Origin of the sequence: Pseudomonas sp. MF6394, assembly GCF_002018845.1 — a bacterium.
GTDB lineage: Bacteria > Pseudomonadota > Gammaproteobacteria > Pseudomonadales > Pseudomonadaceae > Aquipseudomonas > Aquipseudomonas lactis.
Genome location: NZ_MVOJ01000004.1, coordinates 170,425 through 185,824, shown reverse-complemented (window position 1 = coordinate 185,824; position 15,400 = coordinate 170,425). Strand labels below are relative to the sequence as shown.

At 62.2% G+C, this 15,400-nt stretch carries 12 protein-coding genes; 5 read left to right on the top strand and 7 right to left on the bottom strand.

All coding sequences use genetic code 11. The annotated features are described in order from the left end of the window. The first annotated feature begins 48 nt into the window (after nucleotides 1-48). The 4 genes from purL (at nucleotide 49) to MF6394_RS06845 (ending at nucleotide 6,076) form a co-directional block, all read left to right on the top strand. Nucleotides 49-3,945, top strand: coding sequence for a phosphoribosylformylglycinamidine synthase (gene purL, locus MF6394_RS06870; protein WP_044268047.1), 3,897 nt, complete (start codon nucleotides 49-51; stop codon nucleotides 3,943-3,945). Between the two features lie 4 nt (nucleotides 3,946-3,949). Continuing rightward, the gene (locus MF6394_RS06865; RefSeq protein WP_047711711.1) at nucleotides 3,950-4,261 is read left to right on the top strand and encodes an NGG1p interacting factor 3 protein, NIF3; all 312 of its coding nucleotides are present in this window, start codon (nucleotides 3,950-3,952) and stop codon (nucleotides 4,259-4,261) included. Nucleotides 4,262-5,250: 989 nt separating this feature from the next. Next, nucleotides 5,251-5,514 carry a DUF6124 family protein gene (locus MF6394_RS06850; protein WP_032895417.1) on the top strand — a complete coding sequence of 88 codons (264 nt, stop codon included), beginning with the start codon at nucleotides 5,251-5,253 and terminating at the stop codon, nucleotides 5,512-5,514. 277 nt (nucleotides 5,515-5,791) lie between these two features. Then, nucleotides 5,792-6,076 carry a hypothetical protein gene (locus tag MF6394_RS06845; RefSeq protein ID WP_047711710.1) on the top strand — a complete coding sequence of 95 codons (285 nt, stop codon included), beginning with the start codon at nucleotides 5,792-5,794 and terminating at the stop codon, nucleotides 6,074-6,076. Between the two features lie 78 nt (nucleotides 6,077-6,154). On the opposite strand, the gene nagE is transcribed toward MF6394_RS06845, so the two are convergent. From nagE to MF6394_RS06810, 7 genes are all read right to left on the bottom strand, one after another. Then, nucleotides 6,155-7,852 (bottom strand): N-acetylglucosamine-specific PTS transporter subunit IIBC, encoded by a 1,698-nt coding sequence (nagE, locus tag MF6394_RS06840; protein ID WP_078466371.1) that lies wholly within the window; start codon nucleotides 7,850-7,852, stop codon nucleotides 6,155-6,157. 26 nt (nucleotides 7,853-7,878) lie between these two features. Further along, entirely contained in the window at nucleotides 7,879-10,389 is a 2,511-nt protein-coding gene (gene ptsP / locus MF6394_RS06835) for a phosphoenolpyruvate--protein phosphotransferase (RefSeq protein WP_078466370.1), read from the bottom strand. Nucleotides 10,390-10,419: 30 nt separating this feature from the next. Then, a complete protein-coding gene (locus MF6394_RS06830; protein ID WP_102047756.1) occupies nucleotides 10,420-11,442 on the bottom strand; it encodes an SIS domain-containing protein in 1,023 nt (340 codons plus the stop codon). Further along, complete coding sequence (nagA, locus tag MF6394_RS06825) at nucleotides 11,423-12,529, bottom strand: N-acetylglucosamine-6-phosphate deacetylase (RefSeq protein WP_078466368.1); 1,107 nt, start codon at nucleotides 12,527-12,529, stop codon at nucleotides 11,423-11,425. The genes MF6394_RS06830 and nagA overlap by 20 nt, the downstream gene beginning before the upstream one ends. 22 nt (nucleotides 12,530-12,551) lie before the next feature. Continuing rightward, nucleotides 12,552-13,298, bottom strand: coding sequence for a GntR family transcriptional regulator (locus MF6394_RS06820; RefSeq protein WP_032895423.1), 747 nt, complete (start codon nucleotides 13,296-13,298; stop codon nucleotides 12,552-12,554). 262 nt (nucleotides 13,299-13,560) lie between these two features. Further along, nucleotides 13,561-14,064, bottom strand: coding sequence for a L,D-transpeptidase family protein (locus tag MF6394_RS06815; protein ID WP_047711705.1), 504 nt, complete (start codon nucleotides 14,062-14,064; stop codon nucleotides 13,561-13,563). Between the two features lie 36 nt (nucleotides 14,065-14,100). After that, on the bottom strand, nucleotides 14,101-14,649 hold the full coding sequence (locus MF6394_RS06810) for an NUDIX hydrolase (protein ID WP_047711704.1): 549 nt from the start codon (nucleotides 14,647-14,649) through the stop codon (nucleotides 14,101-14,103). 147 nt (nucleotides 14,650-14,796) lie between these two features. Between MF6394_RS06810 and MF6394_RS06805 the strand changes: the two genes are divergently transcribed. Continuing rightward, complete coding sequence (locus MF6394_RS06805; RefSeq protein ID WP_032895425.1) at nucleotides 14,797-15,399, top strand: CoA pyrophosphatase; 603 nt, start codon at nucleotides 14,797-14,799, stop codon at nucleotides 15,397-15,399. The last annotated feature ends 1 nt before the right edge of the window (nucleotide 15,400 follow it).

Below are 15,400 nucleotides of genomic sequence, written 5' to 3'. Positions count from 1 at the left end.
TAGAATGCACGGCCTCAAAGCACACCCCTTCCCGAGGCTGTCCCGAAGATGTTGATCCTGCGCGGCGCTCCTGCCCTTTCTGCCTTTCGCCACAGCAAACTCCTTGAGCAACTGAGCCAGAAGGTTCCAGCTGTTACAGGCCTGTACGCTGAATTTGCTCACTTCGCCGACGTAACCGGCGTCTTGACCGCCGACGAACAGCAAGTGCTGGCACGCCTTCTGAAGTACGGCCCAAGCGTTCCCGTTCAAGAGCCGACTGGCCGCTTGTTCCTGGTTCTGCCGCGGTTCGGCACCATCTCGCCCTGGTCAAGCAAGGCCAGCGACATCGCCCGCAACTGCGGCCTGGATAAAATCCAGCGCCTGGAACGTGGGATCGCCTTCTACGTGGCTGGCCAGTTCAGCGACGCCGAGGCCGAGCTGATCGCCAGCAGCCTGCACGACCGCATGACCCAGATCATCGTCAGCCAGTTGGAACAGGCTGCCGGCCTGTTCAGCCACGCCGAACCCAAGCCGCTCACCGCCATTGACGTGCTGGGCGGTGGCCGCGCCGCCCTCGAGAAGGCCAACACCGAGCTGGGCCTGGCCCTGGCCGAAGACGAGATCGACTACCTGGTCAACGCCTTCAACGGCTTGAAGCGCAACCCCCACGACATCGAACTGATGATGTTCGCCCAGGCCAACTCCGAGCACTGCCGTCACAAGATCTTCAACGCCAGTTGGGACATCGACGGCCAAAGCCAGGAAAAAAGCCTGTTCGGCATGATCAAGAACACCTACGTGATGCACAGCGAAGGCGTTCTGTCGGCTTATAAGGACAACGCCTCGGTGATCGTCGGCTCCGTCGCCGGCCGTTTCTTCCCCGACCCTGAAACCCGCCAATACGGCGCGGTGCAGGAGCCGGTGCATATCCTGATGAAGGTTGAAACCCACAACCACCCGACCGCGATTGCCCCATTCCCGGGCGCAGCCACAGGTTCCGGTGGCGAAATCCGCGATGAAGGTGCCACCGGCCGTGGCGCCAAGCCCAAGGCGGGCCTCACCGGTTTCACCGTGTCCAACCTGCAGATCCCGGGCTTCGAACAGCCGTGGGAAGTGCCGTACGGCAAGCCTGAGCGCATCGTCACCGCGCTGGACATCATGATCGAAGGCCCGCTGGGCGGCGCCGCGTTCAACAACGAATTCGGGCGCCCGGCGCTCACCGGCTACTTCCGGACCTTCGAGCAGTCCATCACCACCCCGCGTGGCGATGAAGTGCGCGGTTACCACAAACCGATCATGTTGGCCGGCGGCATGGGCAACATCCGTGAAGAACACGTCAAGAAAGGCGAGATTCTGGTTGGCTCCAAGCTGATCGTGCTCGGCGGCCCGGCGATGTTGATCGGCCTGGGCGGCGGTGCGGCTTCTTCCATGGCCACCGGCACCAGCTCGGCAGACCTGGATTTTGCTTCCGTACAGCGCGAAAACCCTGAGATGGAGCGCCGCTGCCAGGAAGTCATCGACCGTTGCTGGCAGTTGGGTGACAAGAACCCGATCAGCTTCATCCATGACGTCGGCGCCGGTGGTTTGTCCAACGCCTTCCCGGAACTGGTCAACGACGGCGACCGTGGTGGCCGTTTCGAACTGCGCAACATTCCAAACGACGAGCCGGGCATGGCCCCGCACGAAATCTGGAGCAACGAATCCCAAGAACGCTACGTACTGGCCGTCGGCCCTGAAGACTTCGCACGCTTCCAGGCCATCTGCGAACGCGAGCGTTGCCCGTTTGCCGTGGTCGGCGAAGCCACTGCCGAGCCACAACTGACGGTCACCGACAGCCACTTCGGCAACAGCCCGGTGGACATGCCGTTGGAAGTGCTGCTGGGCAAGGCTCCGCGCATGCACCGTTCGGCGGTACGTGAAAGCGAACTGGGCGATGATTTCGACCCAAGCACGCTGGACCTGGCCAACAGCATCGAACGCGTACTGCACCACCCGGCCGTGGCGAGCAAAAGCTTTTTGATCACCATCGGCGACCGCACCATCACAGGCCTGGTTGCCCGTGACCAAATGGTCGGCCCATGGCAAGTGCCGGTGGCTGACGTTGCCGTCACCGCCACCAGCTTCGATGTGTACACCGGTGAAGCCATGGCCATGGGCGAGCGCACACCGCTGGCCTTGCTGGACGCTCCGGCGTCGGGCCGCATGGCCATTGGTGAAACCCTCACCAACATCGCGGCCTCGCGTATCGGCAAGCTGTCCGACATCAAACTGTCGGCCAACTGGATGTCCGCTGCCGGCCACCCGGGTGAAGATGCGCGCCTGTACGACACGGTCAAAGCCGTCGGCATGGAGCTGTGCCCGGAGCTGGGTATCACCATTCCGGTGGGCAAGGACTCCATGTCCATGGCCACCCGTTGGAACGAAGACGGCACCGACAAGAGCGTCACGTCGCCGCTGTCGTTGATCGTCACCGGTTTTGCGCCGGTCACCGACATCCGCCAGACCCTGACTCCGCAACTGCGCATGGACAAGGGCACCACCGACCTGATCCTTATCGACCTGGGCCGTGGCCAGAACCGCATGGGCGCCTCGATCCTGGCGCAAACCCATGGCAAGCTCGGCAAGCAGGCCCCGGACGTCGATGACGCCGAAGACCTCAAAGCCTTCTTTGCCGTGATCCAGGGCCTGAATGCCGACGGCCACCTGCTGGCTTACCACGACCGTTCCGACGGTGGTTTGCTGACCAGCGTTGTCGAAATGGCCTTCGCCGGTCACTGCGGCCTGAACATCGTGCTCGACAGCGTTGCCGAGGATGCTGCCGAAATCAACGGCATCCTGTTCAACGAAGAGCTGGGTGCGGTGATTCAGGTGCGCCAGGACGCGACCCCAGACGTGCTCGCGCAGTTCAGCGCCGCTGGCCTGGCCGAGTGCGTGGCGGTGATTGGCCAGCCGATCAACAACGGCGAAGTCAATATCTCGTTCAACGGCGACACGGTCTTTACCGGTCAGCGCCGCTTGCTGCAACGCCAGTGGGCCGAGACCAGCTACCAGATCCAACGCCTGCGCGACAACGCCGACTGCGCCGAGCAGGAATTCGACGTGATCCTGGAAGAAGACAACCCGGGCCTGAGCACCATGCTCAGCTTCGACGTCAACCAGGACATCGCCGCGCCTTACATCAAGAAGGGCATCCGCCCACAGGTTGCCGTGCTGCGTGAGCAGGGCGTCAACGGCCAGGTGGAAATGGCGGCCGCGTTCGACCGCGCCGGCTTCAATGCGATCGACGTGCACATGAGCGACATCCTCGCCGGTCGCGTTGACCTCAACGAGTTCAAAGGCCTGGTGGCCTGCGGTGGTTTCTCCTACGGCGACGTGCTGGGTGCCGGTGAAGGCTGGGCCAAGTCGGCCCTGTTCAACAGCCGTGCCCGCGACGCGTTCCAGGGCTTCTTCGAACGCAACGACAGCTTCACCCTGGGTGTGTGCAACGGTTGCCAGATGATGTCCAATCTCAGCGAACTGATCCCGGGCAGCGAGTTCTGGCCGCACTTTGTGCGCAACCGTTCCGAGCAGTTCGAAGCCCGTGTTGCCATGGTTCAGGTGCAGGAATCCAACTCCATCTTCCTGCAGGGCATGGCCGGTTCGCGCATGCCAATCGCCATCGCCCACGGTGAAGGCCACGCCGAATTCAGCAGCGAAGAAGCGTTGCTTGAAGCCGACCTGTCCGGCACCGTGGCCCTGCGCTTTGTCGATAACCATGGCAAGGTCACCGAAAACTACCCGGCCAACCCGAACGGCTCGCCGCGCGGGATCACCGGCCTCACCAGCCGCGACGGCCGCGTGACCATCATGATGCCGCACCCGGAGCGCGTATTCCGCGCCGTGCAGAACTCATGGCGCCCGGAAGAGTGGAACGAAGACGGCGCCTGGATGCGCATGTTCCGCAACGCCCGCGTGTGGGTGAACTAAGGCCGTGTACAAGCTCGCCTTCTTCGTGCCCGACAGCCATGTAGAGACGGTGAAAACCGCCGTCTTCACCGCTGGCGGCGGGCGCATCGGCGACTACGACAGCTGCGCCTGGCAAGTGCTGGGCCAAGGCCAATTCCGCGCGTTGGACGGCAGTCAGCCGTTTATCGGGCAGGTGGGCCAGGTTGAAGTAGTTGAAGAGTGGAAGGTTGAGTTGGTGGTGGCAGATGAATTGATCGTGGCCGCTGTGGCTGCTTTGAAACTCAGTCACCCGTATGAGACTCCGGCGTATGAGGTGTGGCAGTTGGCGGATTTTTGATCGGCTGGCTGCATAAACAAGAAACCCGCTGGGCCAGTTTGGCCGGCGGGTTTTTTGTTGTCTGCAAGGGCCTCATCGCGGCATAGGTATCTACACAACTCTGTAGCGCCCCAACGGTAACCACGATGCGAAGCGAGCCGCTCTTGATCTTGATCTGCTTTTGATCTCAGGCGCCCCGTTAAACCACGCTGGCCGAACGCAGGCTTGAATTCGTGGGTAACCCGGCAGGACGCCGGGTTAGCCGCCCCGCGCCATGGATGGCGCGTGGCGGCGGCCCACGGATTCAAGCCTGTGTTCGGGCACACCGAGCCTAAGCGAGGTGCCGAGTGGTGGGGCAAGAGCGTTTTGCTTACTTTTGCGCTTTTCAAAAGTGAGCCGCTGTCAGAGCGGAACCTTAGGTGGCCGTTACCGCAGGAATGGATATGTACACGGTCCAACTGTGTTAACTGTTAGGCCGTCTTCGCGAGCAAGCCCGCTCCCACATTTGGATCGTGGGGTGTCAGGTAGATAGGCGTCGGCTGTCTAATCGTCACGGGAGCAAGCTCCCTCGCCACAGATTTAGCTTCGTGCCGAAGTTGTGTATAGCTATGCTCATCGCGGGCAAGCCCGGCTCCCACAGTTTGAACGTGTTGTCCTGTCATGCATCACCCCACTGTGGGAGCTGGCTTGCCTGCGATGGCGCCGGTGCAGGTGCCTCAGAATTTTCCGACAAGCCTTTCAGGTTGTCCCTCAGAACGGGTACCACTAACCTTCGTCAGTCGCTGCCAATTCAGCGACCGGGACTGCAAGCCCGCCGAAATTATGTTGGAGCTCATAAGCGCCGCTATAATCGTGGCGCTTTTCATGGTCATCGCTTTATGGTGGCTGTGTGCGGGAGACCTTTGGGTCTACCCGGGATGCTCCTTCCTTGGTCTTGCAGGCCCGCACACAGCTGCCACCCATCATCTGCAAGTGATGTTGGTAGTTCCCATTTTTTGAGGAGCATTACCATGATCAAAGACAGTCCCAATCCCCCTTCCGATCAGTTATTCAGCGTACGACGCAGTATCGATAGCGAAACCTTGCTCGCCAATACCTCGCAGGACATCGCTTCGCTGCAGGCGCTAACCAGCCAGCTGGCGTTTGAAGTCGCTGGCGCGCAGCGTGATGTTGTCTTGGCGATTTGCCGGATGCTGGAGGGTATTCAGCTCATGGTGGATCGGGTGTTGGACTTGAACGAAGTGCCCGAGCTTAAACCTTCCGGCGCCAGTTAAAACCCATTCGCGAGCAAGCCCGCTCCCACATTTTGATCGGTGCCTGACTTGGCAACGCGGTCAAATGTGGGAGCGGGCTTGCTCGCGAATAGGCCAGAATAGCCACGACATCTCTAGAGCCTGGCACCGACCTCAACGCCACTGACCAACCGCTCCAACGCCTCGCCCAACCACTAAAGTGGCCCGAACCGCTCATCGAAACTGTTATTTCTAACAGTTACCCCTGTTCGCCAATAATGGCTCACTGGCTCCTCACTTACGCAGATGGAGAATGATCATGGTTGTTTCTATTACCAGCGTTAAAACGGCAGGTAACCAAGAGATTCCAAGTGGCGGCAATACGCCTCGTAGAACTTTGATCTTTACCGGTCGCGTCTCTGTTTCTGGGCTTGTTGATATCAAAGATGGCCCGCAAGGGCAGGTCTTAGGGAGTGCGCAAGCCACGGCTGGTACCCCCTTCGAAGTTACTGTGAACAATTTGGATGCCAAGAAATACGAGTTCGTGGCCGTTAACAGAGATACACAAGATAGCTCGGAACCATGGGTGATCACGGTTACTTAAGACGCTTACTAATGTTTGATCGTTCCCACGCTCTGCGTGGGAACGCATCCCGTGACGCTCTGCGTCACCCTTGCGCCGTCAGGCATTGATCGGGTGAGTCACCAACCGCTCCAGCGCTTCACCCAACCCCGATGCCTTGTCACCCATCAACAGGTGCCAAACACCGCTCTCAAGCTGACTCACACCCTGACAGCCCAGCGCAGTGAGCTGAGCCTCAGACAACCGCGAATCATCCCCCAACTCCACCCGCAACCGGGTCATCGCTACCGCTTCCAGATGGCGCACATTCCCCCGGCCACCCAAGGCACTCAGCCACTTCTCAGCCTCCTGCACATTCACCGTTACCGGCTTATCCACAGGTGCAACCGCTACAGGCGCTGCGGCAATAAACCCCGGCATCGCTAAGCGAATTTCATCGGCAATGCTATCGGCCATCGGCCCAACCACCACCTGCAAACTCCCCCCATTCCCCGGCCGCACCACAGCCATGGCACCCAGCGCTTTGAGCTGCGCATCCACCGCCTTGTTGCGATCCACCATGTCCAAGCGCAGCCGCGTGGTACAAGCACCCACACTCAGCAAGTTCTCAGCGCCGCCCAACGCCTGGATATAAGCCGTCGCACGCTGGTTATCACTCATCGCTTCAGCCTGCACCACCTGGATGTCTTCACGGCCCGGTGTCTTCAGGTTGAAGCGGCGGATGCAGTAGCTGAACACGCTGTAGTAGATCACCGCGTAGGCCAGGCCCACCGGTACCACCAGCCAGCCATTGGTGGACTTGCCCCAGCCCAGCACCATGTCGATAAACCCACCGGAGAAGGTAAAGCCCAGGTGGATATTCAGCAGGTCGGTGACCGCCATCGACAGGCCGGTGAGCAACGCATGGATCAAGTACAGAAATGGCGCCAGGAACATGAAGGCAAATTCAATCGGTTCGGTCACGCCGGTGAGGAACGAGGTCAGCGCCATCGACAGAAAAATCCCGCCCATCACTTTACGCCGCTCAGGCAGCGCATTGCGGTACATCGCCAGGCACGCGGCGGGCAGGCCGAACAGCATCACCGGGAACATGCCGGTCATGAACTGGCCGCCTTTGGGGTCGCCGGCAAAGTAGCGGGTCAGGTCACCGGTGACCACCGCGCCGGTTACCGGGTCGGTAAAGCTGCCGAACACGGACCAGGCCATGTTGTTAAGGATGTGATGCAAGCCGGTGACGATCAGCAGGCGGTTGAACACGCCAAACACGAACGCGCCCAGGCTGCCGCTTTCCATCAGCAGCACCCCGAAGCTGTTGATGCCGTGCTGGATCGGCGGCCAGATCAGGCCGAAAATCACGCCCAGGCCCACCGCGCTGAAGCCGGTGACAATCGGTACAAACCGTCGACCACCGAAGAACGCCAGGTATTCCGGCAACTTGATGTCCTTGAAGCGGTTGTACAGCCCACCGGCCATCAGGCCGCTGGCGATACCGGCGAGCATGCCCATGTTGATGGTGGTGTCCATCACCTTGAGCGTGGAGATCATCACCAGGTAGCCAATCGCCCCGGCCAGGCCCGCAGTGCCGTTGTTGTCACGGGCAAACCCCACGGCGATGCCGATGGCGAAGATCAGCGCCAGGTTGGCGAAGATCGCCTGGCCGGCGTCGTGCATCACCGCAATGTTGAGCAAGTCGGTGTCGCCCAGGCGCAGCAACAGGCCGGCAATCGGCAGGATCGCAATCGGCAGCATCAGTGCGCGGCCCAGGCGTTGCAGGCCTTCGATAAAGTGTTGGTACATGGCGTGTCTCCCTATTCTTGTTGTTTTCAGCTCAGCGGCCAGTGGTGTTGACAGGCTTGGCGAACGGCCTTGGCGCTGCTCAGGTTGAGCAGCTCCTGGCTCAGTTGCCGGCATTGCGCCGCGTCCAGGTGGCGAACGCGGTCCTTGATCTCTCCGATCTGCGGCGGGCTCACCGACAGCTCGGTGACGCCCAGGCCGACCAGTACGGGCGTGGCCAGCGGGTCAGAGGCCAACGCACCGCACACGCCAACCCAACGGCCATGCTTGGCCGCGCCGGCGCAGGTTTGGGCGATCAGCCGCAACAACGCCGGGTGCAGCGCGTCGACACGGGCGGCCAGGCCTGCGTGGTCGCGGTCCATGGCCAGGGTGTACTGGGAAAGGTCATTGGTGCCGATGGACAAAAAGTCCGCATGTTCGGCCAGCTGTTCAGCCATCAGCGCAGCGGCGGGCACTTCGATCATCACCCCCAGTTCGGGGCGCTGGCTCAAACCCAACTCGGCGCACAGTTCATCCAGGCGCTGGCGGATGTGCAGCAGTTCGTCCACCTCGCTGACCATTGGCAACAGGATGCGGCAACGCGCCAGCGGCGAGACTTGCAACAGGGCGCGCAGTTGCTGGTCGAGCAGTTCCGGGCGTACCTGGGCCATGCGAATGCCGCGCAGGCCCAGCACCGGGTTGGCCTCGACGGGCAGCGGCAGGTAGTCGAGTTGCTTGTCGCCGCCCACATCGATGGTGCGGATGATCACCGACTTGTCACCCATGGCGTCTAGCACAGCCTGATAAGCCTGGCGTTGTTCCTGCTCATCCGGCGCGGTGCGACGGTCGACAAACAGGAATTCGGTGCGCAGCAGGCCGACGCCATCGGCGCCGTTTGCAAACGCCAGTTGGGCTTCGCTGCTGGAGGCGACATTGGCGGCGATTTCGATGGTCACGCCATCGCGGGTACTCGCCGCTTGCTGGGCTTGGGCCTGCTGTTGCTGACGTCGCAGTTTTTGTGTTTCGCGAATCTGGTGCACTTCGGCATGGCGCGCGTCGCTGGGGGCCAGTTCCAGGCGGCCATTGGCGGCGTCGAGCACCACCCGTTGGCCTTGGGGCACGTCGAGCACTTCATCGCCCAATGCCACCACACAGGGCAAGCCTTTGCCCCGCGCCAAAATGGCCACATGGGAGGTCGCGCCGCCTTCGGCCATGCAGATGCCCGCTGCGTTTTGCGTGCTCAGTTGCAGCAAGTCCGAGGGCGTCAGTTCATGGGCGCTGACAATCGCCCCGGCCGGCAATTCGAAGTGCCAGGCTTCACCCAGCAACGCACGCAATACCCGTTGTTGCAGGTCGCGCAGGTCGTTGGCGCGCTCGGCGAACAGCGGCTTGCCCAAGGCCAGCAGCACGGCGCATTGGGCCTGGATCGCATCGCGCCAGGCGTGGGTGGCGGCGCTGCCCTGTGCGATGGCGGCGGTGGCCGCGTCGAGCAATGCGGGGTCTTCCAGCAGGGCGAGGTGGGCGGCGAAGATCTCTTCTTCTTCGACATTCTTGCGTTGGCGAGCGTGGTCCAGGGTGCTGCGGATTTCACCGCGCACTTGTTCAAGGGCCGCATCCAGCTGTTGCCGTTGCTCGCCGACATTATGGCTGCCGGTGTCTTGCGGTAGCTCGATGCCCGTGAGGCGGAACAACGGCCCACACACCAGGCCCGGTGCCGCGCACACGCCTTGCAGTACATTGGCTTCGGTATTCACGCGGCGGGGCGTGGCCACGACCGGCGCGTGATGTTCATCGTGCACCACCACAGACAGCGCGGTAATCAGTGCCTGCAACGCGGCGTCGCAATCGGTGCCACGGCAGGTCACCCGCACCTCGTCGCCTTCGCCAATGCCCAGCCCCATCAGGCCGATCAGGCTGTCACACGCCGCTGACTTATCGCCGATGTGCAGCTGCGATTGGCTGCTGAAACCTTGCGCGGTCTTGCGCACCAGTGCGGCAGGGCGCGCATGCAAACCGCCGCGGTGGGTGATGCGCACGCTGGCGCTGGCTTCGGCGCTGGAGTTATCCACAGCTGCTTGCACGGCGGTGGCCGACCGCGGGGCCAACTGCATCAGCGGCTCGCCGGCCTTGACGCTTTTCACTGCCAGAGGCGTCAGCGCAAAACGCTCGCTGTTGGTGAGGATGATCAGGCTCACCAGGCTCTTGCACTGGCGCGCAATGCGGTCCAGATCAAACTGCACCAGCGCCTGGCCCTGGCTCACCCGTGCACCTTCCTTCACCAGCAAGGCAAAGCCTTCGCCATTGAGTTGCACGGTGTCGATGCCGATGTGCATCAACACTTCGGCACCGTTGTCGGCGCGCAGGGTCAGGGCATGCCCGGTGCGGGCGACATGGATGATCACGCCGTCACAGGGCGCCTGCAGGCAATCGTTCAGCGGGTCGATAGCGAGACCGTCGCCCATGGCACCGCTGGCGAACACTTCGTCGGGGACGCGGCTCAGGGCCAGCACCGGCCCACTCAAGGGGGCGCTAAGGGTCAATGGATTATTGTTGTTGGGCATGGGCACGGTACTCATCAGGAAAACGCCGCTTTAGTGCGTGCGGGTGACTTTGCTCAGGTGGCGCGGCTGGTCCGGGTCCATGCCACGCGCCTCGGCAAGGCCGGCGGCCATCACGTAGAAACTCTGGATCGCCAGGATCGGATCCAGGCTCGGGTGTTCAGCGCGGCTCAGGGTCAGGTCGCGTTCGGCGATGTCATCCGGCGCAGCCAGCAGCACGCGGGCACCGCGTTGGCGCATATCGGCGGCCAGGCTCAACAGGCCGGCCTGCTCGGCGCCGCGTGGGGCGAACACCAGCAGGGGGTAGTTCTCGTCGATCAGCGCCATCGGCCCGTGGCGCACTTCGGCGCTGCTGAAGGCTTCGGCCTGGATCGCCGAGGTTTCCTTGAGCTTGAGCGCGGCTTCCTGGGCGATGGCAAACCCGGCGCCTCGACCGATCACCATCAAGCGCTGGCTACCTTTGAGCGCGTCGATGGCCGTGCGCCAATCCTGTCTGGCCGCGTCACGCAGGCCCTCGGGCAAGGCCTGGCAGGCTTGCAGCAAGTCGGCTTCTTGATTCCAGTGGCCGATCAGCTGCGCGCTGGCGCTGAGGGTGGCGATAAAGCTCTTGGTGGCGGCCACGCTGAGTTCCGGCCCGGCGCACAGCGGCACGTGGAATTCACAGGCGGCTTCCAGCGGCGAGTCTTCGGCGTTGACCAGTGAGATGCTCAGGGCGCCACGTTTGCGCAACAGGCGCAGGCTGTTGACCAGATCCGGGCTCTGCCCCGACTGGGAGAACCCAAACGCCACTTGGCCGCTGACTTTCATCGGCGCCTGCAACAGGGTCACCACCGACATCGGCAACGACGCCACCGGAATGCCCACATGCTGCATGGTCAGGTAGGCGAAGTAGCTGGCGGCATGGTCGGAACTGCCACGGGCGATGGTCATCGCCACTTGCGGTGGCTGGCGGCGCAGGCGGCCGGCGATTTCTTCCAGCATCGGGTCCAGGCGTTGCAGTTGGGCCGCGACGGCGTCGCAGGAGGCCAGGGCCTCTTCAAGCATTTTTGAAGTCAATGGTGTCTCCTTCGACCATTACGTCGGTGAGTGTCAGGGAGCGGTCCAGGCGCACGCAGTCGGCAAAGCTGCCGGGTTGCAGGCGGCCGCGTTCTTCCAGGCCCAGGTAGTCCGCAGGAAATTGCGACAGGCGTTGTGAGGCTTCACTGAGCGGCAGGCCGATTTTCAGCAGGTTGCGCAGCGCCTGATCCATGGTCAGGGTGCTGCCGGCCAGGGTGCCGTCGGCCAGGCGCACGCCACCCAGGCATTTGGTCACGGTGTGGCTGCCCAGCTTGTATTCGCCGTCGGGCATGCCGGCGGCGGCGGTGGAGTCAGTGACGCAGTACAGGCAGGGGATCGAGCGCAGCGCCACGCGCATGGCGCCGGGGTGCACATGCAGCAAGTCGGGGATCAGCTCGGCGTACTGGGCGTGGGCCAGCGCGGCGCCGACGATGCCGGGTTCGCGGTGATGCAGCGGGCTCATGGCGTTGTACAAATGGGTGAAGCTGGTGGCGCCGGCGGCCAGGGCCGCAACGCCTTCTTCATAGCTGCCCAGGGTGTGGCCGATCTGCATGCGCACGCCGCGTTCGCTGAGGGCGCGGATCAGGCCGTCGTGGCCGGCGATTTCCGGGGCGATGGTGATCACCCGGATCGGCGCCAGGCGCAGGTAGGCTTCCACTTCCTGCATCAACGCGGTGTGGGCGAAGTTGGGTTGGGCGCCGAGTTTTCCCGGATTGATGTAGGGGCCTTCCAGGTGCACGCCGAGTACGCGGGCGCTGCCGGCTGGGCGCTGTTCGCAGAACGTGCCGAGTTCACCGAGTACCCAGGAGATTTCTTCCACCGGCGCCGTCATGGTGGTGGCCAGCAGCGAGGTGGTGCCAAAACGCACGTGGGTACGGGTAATGGTCTCGAAGGCGTGAGCACCTTCCATGATGTCGGCACCGCCACCGCCGTGTACGTGCAGGTCGATAAAGCCCGGCAGCAGGTAGGGCAGGTCGTTGTCGGCCGGGTCGCACGGCGTGCCGTCAATGGCGACCACCTTGCCGTGCTCGTGCACCAGGCGACCGCGCATCCAGCCGCTGGGCGTGAGGATATTGTCTTCAGTCATGGGCAGTTCTCTAAGTTCGCCTTCAGGCGGAGTAGTCATGGCGGCGCAGCTCTGCGACAAAGTCGTAGTAGTCGTTGCGGCAATAGGTGTCGGTGATTTCAATCGGCGTGTTGTCGGCGGTGTAGCCCACGCGGGTCATCAGCAGCATGGCGGTGCCGGGGGCGATGCCGACCAGTGCGGCGAACTCGTCCGAGGCATTGATCGCCTGGATGTGCTGCAAGGCGCGCACGATGGGTTTTCCGATGCTTTCCAGGTATTCGTACAACGAATTGCCGATGGCTTGGGGGTGGGGCAACACCGACGCCGGCATGGCGGTCATTTCAATCGCCATCACCGTGTCATCGGCTTTGCGCAGGCGCTTGAGGCGCGCCACTTTGTCGGTGGGCGACAGGCCCAGGCGGATCAGTTCTTCATGGGTTGGCGGGGTAATGTCGCGCTCCAGCCACTGGGACGTGGGCACAAACCCCTTGAGCCGCAGCATTTCGCTGAACCCCGACAGGCGCGACAAGGGTTGTTCCAGGCGCGGCGTGATAAAGGTGCCGGAGCCTTGGCTGCGACGGATCAGGCCTTGAGCCAGCAACACTTCCAGCGCTTTACGAGCGGTGACCCGCGAGATGCTCAACTGCTCGCTGAGGGCGCGTTCCGAAGGCAGGGCCTGTTCGGATTTCCACTGGCCGGCATGGATCGCTGCTTCAAGGCTGCGGGCCAGTTGCAGGTACAGCGGCGTGGATTGCTTGTCGTCGGGGCGCAGGGCCAGGATGGGGTTCATCTGTCAGGTTTCCGATGCGTTATTGGAGTGTTGTCGCCCGGTAATGGCCGAAAACTAATACCACTTAAATACCATGTCAATGCTACCAAAACGGTGCGAATCCCGGTTTCAGGGCACTTTAATGGGGCTTGATATCAAGTGGTATTAGAGAGGTCTTTGTGGCGCGCACAAGTGCAGGGTCCCGCGCGGTGAACTGGTATTCACCGGCAGGCGCTGCCTGGGGCAGGAATTATTTTCGAATTATTTTACGAACGGCGTGGGATTACGGCCGAATCTCGATGAGGGTGCCGTCTTTGACCAGGTTCCACACTTCGCGCATATCTACGTTGCGCATGCCGATGCAGCCGTCAGTCCAGTCCAGGGTGTGGAACCACTGTTCCGGGTAGTCTTCGGTGTCGGGGGTGCCGTGGATCATGATCATGCTGCCCGGCTTCACGCCTTCGCGGCGGGCGCGGGCGGCGTCGCTGATGTTGGGGTAGGAAATGTGCATGGCCAGGTTGAAGCGGTCGCTGGTCTTGCGCCAGTCGAGCCAGTAGAGGCCTTCGGGTGTGCGGCGGTCGCCTTCGATCAGCTTGTGGCCCTTGGGGTTCTTGCCCAGGGAAATGCGATAGGTCTTGAACGGCTTGCCGTCGTTGATCAGCTGCAGCTGGTGGGCGGACTTGAGGACCAGGACTTTCTCGACCGTTTTACCGTCAAGGGTTTGTACCGTGGAGGCCGGGGACAGCGTGGCGAACGATAGGCAGATCAGAGCAAGCAACCAACGCATTGAAACGGTATCCCTTTGGCGACATTGGCCGGCTTGTTATTGGGCGGGCTTGGACAGCGGTGGCACAGACTCGCTGCGCACCGGGTAGGCCTGTTGGCGACGGTCAGCGAAGAAGCATTCTAAGGTACGCCCGACCGTGCGGAAAGCCAGCTCGGACCAAGGGATGTCGGCTTCGTCGAACAGCTTCACTTCCAGGCTTTCCTGGCCTGCGGCGAAGTCCAGGTCGATCAGTTCAGCGCGGTAGAAGATATGCACCTGGCTGATGTGCGGCACATTGATCAAGGTATAGAGGCTCAGGTTGCGCACGCGAGCGCAGGCTTCTTCCAGGGTTTCACGCATGGCCGCCTGTTCGACGGTCTCGCCATTTTCCATAAAGCCTGCGGGCAGGGTCCAGTAACCCAGGCGTGGCTCGATGGCGCGGCGGCACAGCAGCACTTGGTCGCCCCATACCGGCACCGTACCGGCGACGATGTTGGGGTTCTGGTAATGAATGGTCGAGCAGTGGTCGCATACATAACGCAGGCGTGCGTCGCCTTCGGGAATGCGTTGGGTCACCGGTTTGCCGCACTGGCTGCAGAAATTCATGCTGGGGTTCCTGGACAATGGGCACATCTTGGCTCGGTGCCGGGCGTTCCTGCAAGTTGTCGTTTCGCGACAGCCCTGCGGTTTTGGGGTTGGGCGCTCGCACGCTTTGGTGCATGATGCAAGGTAGCCAACAGACCGAGATGACTCATGCTGGACGAGCTACTTCGCCGGGTAAGCAATCACACCCCCCATACCCTGGAAACCGACGGGCGTTTCCCCGAGGCGGCGGTGCTGGTGCCGATTACCCGCAGTGACGAACCCGAGCTGATCCTGACCCTGCGCGCCAGCGGCCTGTCGACCCACGGTGGCGAAGTGGCCTTTCCCGGCGGGCGCCGCGACCCCGAAGACCCAGACCTGATCTTTACCGCCTTGCGCGAAGCCGAAGAAGAAATCGGCCTGCCGCCGGGGCTGGTTGAAGTCATCGGCCCGTTGAGCCCGCTCATTTCCCTGCACGGCATCCGCGTAACCCCCTATGTGGGCGTGATCCCCGATTACGTCGAATACCTGGCCAACGACGCCGAGATTGCCGCGGTTTTCAGCGTGCCTTTGGACTTTTTCCGACAGGACCCACGCGAACATACCCACCGTATTGATTACCAGGGCCGCAGTTGGTATGTGCCCAGCTACCGGTTCGGCGAATACAAAATCTGGGGGCTGACGGCGATCATGATCGTCGAGCTGATCAACCTGCTCTATGACGATGCCAAGATCAGCCTGCACCAGCCGCCCAAGAGCTTCATCAATCTATAAG

What these genes read in the sequence shown, in the direction of transcription:
- purL (WP_044268047.1), top strand. Translation starts at nt 49, where the DNA reads ATGTTGATCCTGCGCGGCGCTCCTGCCCTTTCTGCCTTTCGCCACAGC.
- MF6394_RS06850 (WP_032895417.1), top strand. Translation starts at nt 5,251, where the DNA reads ATGATCAAAGACAGTCCCAATCCCCCTTCCGATCAGTTATTCAGCGTA.
- MF6394_RS06845 (WP_047711710.1), top strand. Translation starts at nt 5,792, where the DNA reads ATGGTTGTTTCTATTACCAGCGTTAAAACGGCAGGTAACCAAGAGATT.
- nagE (WP_078466371.1), bottom strand. Translation starts at nt 7,852, where the DNA reads ATGTACCAACACTTTATCGAAGGCCTGCAACGCCTGGGCCGCGCACTG.
- ptsP (WP_078466370.1), bottom strand. Translation starts at nt 10,389, where the DNA reads ATGCCCAACAACAATAATCCATTGACCCTTAGCGCCCCCTTGAGTGGG.
- nagA (WP_078466368.1), bottom strand. Translation starts at nt 12,529, where the DNA reads ATGACTGAAGACAATATCCTCACGCCCAGCGGCTGGATGCGCGGTCGC.
- MF6394_RS06820 (WP_032895423.1), bottom strand. Translation starts at nt 13,298, where the DNA reads ATGAACCCCATCCTGGCCCTGCGCCCCGACGACAAGCAATCCACGCCG.
- MF6394_RS06815 (WP_047711705.1), bottom strand. Translation starts at nt 14,064, where the DNA reads ATGCGTTGGTTGCTTGCTCTGATCTGCCTATCGTTCGCCACGCTGTCC.
- MF6394_RS06810 (WP_047711704.1), bottom strand. Translation starts at nt 14,649, where the DNA reads ATGAATTTCTGCAGCCAGTGCGGCAAACCGGTGACCCAACGCATTCCC.
- MF6394_RS06805 (WP_032895425.1), top strand. Translation starts at nt 14,797, where the DNA reads ATGCTGGACGAGCTACTTCGCCGGGTAAGCAATCACACCCCCCATACC.